The 5,098-nt window shown below is 70.7% G+C and carries 7 protein-coding genes; 5 read left to right on the forward strand and 2 right to left on the reverse strand.

Annotated features, from left to right (window positions below):
• Positions 1-368, forward strand: a 368-nt coding sequence (locus AC3XYG_RS16890) for a hypothetical protein (protein ID WP_489141014.1), incomplete at its 5' end; no start/stop codon positions are given.
• Between the two features lie 54 nt (positions 369-422).
• Here AC3XYG_RS16890 and AC3XYG_RS16895 read toward each other — a convergent pair.
• Positions 423-803, reverse strand: a complete 381-nt coding sequence (locus AC3XYG_RS16895; RefSeq protein ID WP_489141015.1) for a tautomerase family protein — start codon at positions 801-803, stop codon at positions 423-425.
• A gap of 116 nt (positions 804-919) precedes the next feature.
• Between AC3XYG_RS16895 and AC3XYG_RS16900 the strand changes: the two genes are divergently transcribed.
• Positions 920-1,765 carry a LysR family transcriptional regulator gene (locus AC3XYG_RS16900; protein ID WP_489141016.1) on the forward strand — a complete coding sequence of 282 codons (846 nt, stop codon included), beginning with the start codon at positions 920-922 and terminating at the stop codon, positions 1,763-1,765.
• Here AC3XYG_RS16900 and gcvA read toward each other — a convergent pair.
• Positions 1,762-2,673: a transcriptional regulator GcvA gene (gene gcvA / locus AC3XYG_RS16905; RefSeq protein WP_489141017.1), complete on the reverse strand. Its 912-nt coding sequence runs from the start codon at positions 2,671-2,673 to the stop codon at positions 1,762-1,764. The genes AC3XYG_RS16900 and gcvA overlap by 4 nt on opposite strands.
• Positions 2,674-2,780: 107 nt before the next feature.
• Here gcvA and AC3XYG_RS16910 point away from each other — a divergent pair, with 107 nt between their 5' ends.
• The 3 genes from AC3XYG_RS16910 to AC3XYG_RS16920 form a co-directional block, all read left to right on the forward strand.
• Positions 2,781-3,986 (forward strand): MFS transporter, encoded by a 1,206-nt coding sequence (locus AC3XYG_RS16910; protein WP_489141018.1) that lies wholly within the window; start codon positions 2,781-2,783, stop codon positions 3,984-3,986.
• Between the two features lie 117 nt (positions 3,987-4,103).
• Positions 4,104-4,775, forward strand: a complete 672-nt coding sequence (locus AC3XYG_RS16915) for a glutathione S-transferase family protein (protein WP_309793937.1) — start codon at positions 4,104-4,106, stop codon at positions 4,773-4,775.
• A 76-nt stretch (positions 4,776-4,851) separates the two neighbouring features.
• Positions 4,852-5,098: nitroreductase family protein (locus AC3XYG_RS16920; RefSeq protein WP_489141019.1), on the forward strand; the 247-nt coding region annotated here is incomplete at its 3' end.

A 5,098-nucleotide genomic window follows, 5' to 3' on the forward strand; every position in this document is an offset into this window, starting at 1 on the left:
ACCGCAATGGCGGCCAGCCGGATGCCGCCAGCCTGTCGCCCGACCAGGCGCGGCAGGAGATCGTCGCCGCCCTGACCCGGCATGCCACGGGCGACGCCGACGACCAGGCCACCAAGGACCGGGTCATTGCCATCGTCGCCGCCCAGCTGAACATCTCCCCGGACGAGGCGCGTGGCCGCTACGAGAAGGCGCTGGCCGATTTCGACCAGTTGAAGGACCAGGCCGCGGCCAAGGCCAAGTCGGTCGCCGACCAGGCGGCCAAGGCCGCGGCCGGCGGCGGCTTCCTGACCTTCGCCACGCTGCTGCTCGCCGCCGCGGCGGCTGCGGCCGGCGGGGCCGCCGGGGCCGGGCCGCGCCGCCGGATCTGATCCGGACCAAGTGCTGCAGGAGAAGGGCCGGCCTTGTGCCGGCCCTTTGCCGTATCAAGCATACTGCGCGATGCCGTTGCCGAACGACCAGTTCTCCTTAGCGACCTCGACCAGGTTGATGAACACATCTTCCTGGCGCAGGCCCGGGGCCGCGGCCAGCCGGTCGGCGAGGTCACGGTACAGCGCCTGTTTCTGTTCGGTCGTCCGGGTGTTGTTGGCGGTGATCTGGATGATCACGAGATCGTCGGTCCTGGCGATGTCGAGATAGGACGGATCGTAGTCGAAGCCGGTCTCGTCATGCTCGTGCACCAGGATGAAGCGGTCGTTCTGCGGCACGGCGAAGCTGCCGGTCATGGCGAGATAGACGGCGTCTCGTATGGCCTTGATGTGGCCGGCGGGCTTGCCCTTGCGCAGGGAAATCCGGACGAGGGGCATGGTGGTCTCCTGATGTCGAGCGGCGGGGTGCCGCTGCCCAGGTTATAGCGCGGCCTTGATCATTTCAGAACAAGCGCGATATCACTATCAATGATGATAATCTGAAATGACTGGCCATGCGCTCCCTTGATCTCGACGCGGTCCGCGCCTTCGTCCTGGTGGCCGATCTCGGCAGCTTCACCCGCGCCGCCGACACGCTGGGCGGTACCCAGTCCGGCATCAGCCTGCGGCTGAAACGGCTGGAGGACCGGCTTGGCGTCCGGCTGGTCGAACGCACGCCGCGGCTGGTGCGGCTGACTCCCCAGGGCGAGGCCTTCCTGCCGCGGGCGCGCGATTTGCTGGCAGCGGAGGAGGGGGCGGTCGCTGCCGTGTCCGGCCGGCCGCAGCGTCTGGTGCTGGGCATCAGCGACCATGTCGCGGGGCCGGAACTGCCGGGACTGCTGGCCCGGGTGGCGGGGCACGGGCTGGCGCTGGAGGTGCGGCTCGGCCTGTCGCATGAGCTGCTGCACGACTTCGACGCCGGCGCAATCGATGCCGTGATCATCCGGCGTGACGCCGGCCGCCGCGACGGCGAGGTGATGTTCCGCGACGATTTCGGCTGGTACGCCGCCGCGGCCTGGCATCACCGGCCGGGCGACCCGCTGCCGCTGGTGACCCAGTCGGCGCTGTGCGGCATGCGGGCGATTGCGCTGCGCCTGCTCGACGCTGCCGGCATCGCCTGGACCGAGAGCTTCATCGGCGGCGGCAGCGCTGCAGTGTCGGCCGCCACCACGGCCGGCATCGGCGTGTCGCCGCTGTCGCGCCGCACCGCGCCGCCCGGCACCACCGATGTCGGGCCACGCCTCGGCCTGCCGGTGCTCGCCTCCTCCGACGTCATGCTGCATTCGCGCCTGTCCGACATCAGGCTCAGCGGCGCGTTGCGCGGCCTTGCCGCTGCCTTCCGCCTGCCGGTTGCAGCTTAGCTTGAGGCCGGATCGGTGATCGCCGCCACCAGCCAGTCGCGGAAGGCGGTGATGGCCGGCTGCCGTGGGTGGTCCGGTCGCCAGACGACGTAGTAGTCGCCGCTGGCTGGCACGGTGGCATCGAACAGCCGCACCAGCCGGCCCTGGACCAGGTCGTCCTGCGCCAGCAGGCTGCGCACCAGCCCGACGCCCTGGCCGGCCACGGTCGCCTGCTGCAGATGCACCGGGTCGTCGAACACCGCCCCCTCCTGCGGCTCGAACGGCACAGCGCCGGCGGCCTCGAACCAGTTCGCCCAGACCGAGCGCCTGAGGAAGCGCAGCAGCGGCAGCTGGGCCAGATCGGCCGGCACCGCGATCGGGTGCGCCGCCAGGAAGGCCGGGCTGCAGGTGGGGAACACCACCTCGTCCAGCAGCTTGGCCGCCATTGCCCCGGGCCAGCGGCCGCGGCCGAAGCGGATCGCCAGGTCGACGCCGTCGCGCTCCAGGTCCATCGCCTCGTGGCTGGTCATCAGCTCGATGTCGATATCAGGGTGGGCGGACTGGAAGGCGGCGAGGTGCGGCACCAGCCAGTGGCTGGCGAAGGAGGGCAGGGTCGCCACCCGCAGCGGCTGCCGCTGCCGGCGCTGGTGCTGCTGCTGCGGCGTCGCCCCAGTGCCGAAGGCCCGGTCGAGGATGGCCAGGGCGCGGCCGACATCCTCGACCAGCAGCCTTCCGGCCGCGGTCGGCGCCATGCGGTGGCCCTCGCGCCGGAACAGCCGCCGCCCCAGCCGGGCCTCCAGCTGGCGGATCTGGTGGCTGACCGCGCCATGGGTCAGGTGCAGCTCCTCCGCCGCGCGGCTGTAGCTGCCGAGCCGCGCCGCCGCCTCCAGCGCCCGCAGCGCCGGCATCGAGGGAAGATGGTCGACCATGCCCTACTGCTAATCCGATTCACATTCGCGGGCAAAAACCTTCGTTGGCCGCGGCGGGGCGAGCGGGGCGAGAGTGCGCGTCCCGTTCCGAAGCCGAAGGCAGGGCGATGCTGGCCGGTCTGCGTATCTTCCTGGCGTTCTCGCTGGGCTATTTCGTGTCCTACGTCTTCCGCGGCGTGAATCTGGTGCTGACACCGCATCTGGCGTCGGAACTTGGCCTCGGCCCCGCCGATCTCGGCATCCTGACCAGTCTGTACTTCCTGGCCTTCGCTGCCTGCCAGCTGCCGCTCGGCGTGCTGCTCGACCGCTACGGCCCGCGCCGGGTCGAGGTGGCGCTGCTGGTCGTTGCCGCGATTGGTGCCGTGCTGTTCGCCACGGCGCACAGCCTCGCCGCGCTGATGATCGGCCGCATCCTGATCGGCATCGGCGTTTCCGCCTGCCTGATGGCGGGGCTGAAGGCCTTCATCCTGTGGTTCCCGGCGGACCGGCTGCTGCTGCTCAATGGCGGGCTGTTCGCGCTGGGCGGCATGGGGGCGGTCGCCACCGGCACCCCGGTCGGCTGGGCCCTGGCCGTGACCGATTGGCGTGGCGTGTTCTTGGGTCTCGCCGCCCTGACCCTGGTGGCGGCGCTGGCGATCCTGCTGGCGGTGCCGGACCGGCCGGTGGCGGAGTCGCCGCATCACCACGGCGCCCCGGCGGGCTTCGGCGCCATCCTGCGCAGCCGGGTGTTCTGGCGGATCGCGCCGCTGACCGCGATCAGTCAGGGCGTGTTCATGGCGGTGCAGGGCCTGTGGGCCGGCCCGTTCCTGCAGGCGGTCGGCGGCGCCACGCCGCAGGCCGTGGCCTCGATGGTCGCCGTCATGGGGCTGGCCATGGTCGCCGGCTACCTGGCGCTCGGCTGGCTGGCGCGGCGGCTGGAGCGGGCAGGGGTGTCGCTGCTGGTCTCCTCCGCCGCCGGCATGATCGGCTTCGCCGCGGTGCAGGCGCTGCTGCTGGCCGGGATCGGCACCGTCTCGCCATTGATGTGGACCGCCTATGGCTTCCTCGGCAGCGCCGGCATCCTGCCCTATGCCCTGCTGGTGCGCGCCTTCCCGACGCGGATCGCCGGCCGGGTCAGCACCGCCATGACGCTGCTGCTGTTCGGCGCCGCCTTCCTGTTCCAGATCGGCTTCGGCGTGCTGCTCGACCTCGGCCCGGCCGACCCGGCGGCCGGCCATCGCATGGTCTGGGGCGTGGCGCTGGCGCTGCAGGCACTGGCCCTGCTGTGGTGGTGCCGGCCGGCCCCGGCCGCGGTGCTGGCCGCAGCCGAGTGAACCAAGGCACGAGCGGGCGTGAGGTTCCAGCCGTGGCTGCGCGGGTGTGGCATGTGGTGTCGGACTGCAACGCGGCCCTTACCCAACCGCGGCGGCATCGGGTAGAGTCCGCGCGCCATGCGAACCCTCTATCATATCTGGCTTTCCGCCCAATCCCGCATCGTCCGGCTGCTGCTGGCCGAGAAGGATCTGCATTGCGACCTGAAGGTCGAGCGTGTCTGGGAGCAGCGACCCGAATTCCTCGCCATCAATCCGACCGGTGAAGTGCCGCTGCTGATCGAGCCGGACGGCACGACGCTGACCGATGTCTGGGTCATCGTCGAGTATATGGAGGAGATGCACCCGGAGGTGCCGCTGCTCGGCGAGGGCCCGCTGGGGCGGGCCGAGACCCGGCGCCTGCTGGTCTGGTTCGACCAGAAGTTCGGCCGCGAGGTGACCGAGAACCTGGTCGGCGAGAAGTTCATGAAGCGGGTCAAGCGCACCGGCCTGGCGCCCAGCTCCGACGCCATCCGGGCCGGCCGGCAGCATGTGCACTACCATCTCGAATACATCTCCTACCTCGCGGAGTCGCGGCGCTGGCTGGCGGGCGACGAGTTCAGCCTGGCCGACATCGCCGCCGCCGCCCATCTCTCGGTGGTCGACTATCTCGGCGACGTGCCTTGGGACAGCCACCCGGAGGCGCGGCAATGGTATTCGCGCATAAAATCACGCCCGAGCTTCCGGCCGCTGCTGGAGGATCATGTTCCCGGCATTCCGGCGCCGGCGCATTATCGCGACCTGGACTTTTGATGCCGGCGCTCCTATCTCTCGTGTTGAGAGTGATTCTTAGATAGCGTCCCGGTGGGACGGGTCATCGGAGACGAACATGGAAGCGATCGATCTTCTGCTGCAGCGCCGCTCGGTGCCGGCCCGGAACATGGTCGAGCCGGGCCCCGACGCGGCGGCGCTGGAACGCATCCTGCGCGCCGGCCCCCGGGTGCCGGATCACGGCAAGCTGGCGCCCTGGCGCATCCAGGTGCTGCGCAAGGACGGGCAGCGCCGCATCGGCGACGCGCTGGCCGAGATCTTCGCCCGCGAGAATGCCGACGCCACCGAGGCGCTGATCGAGGCGA

The sequence above is a fragment of the Inquilinus sp. genome (assembly GCF_057815775.1).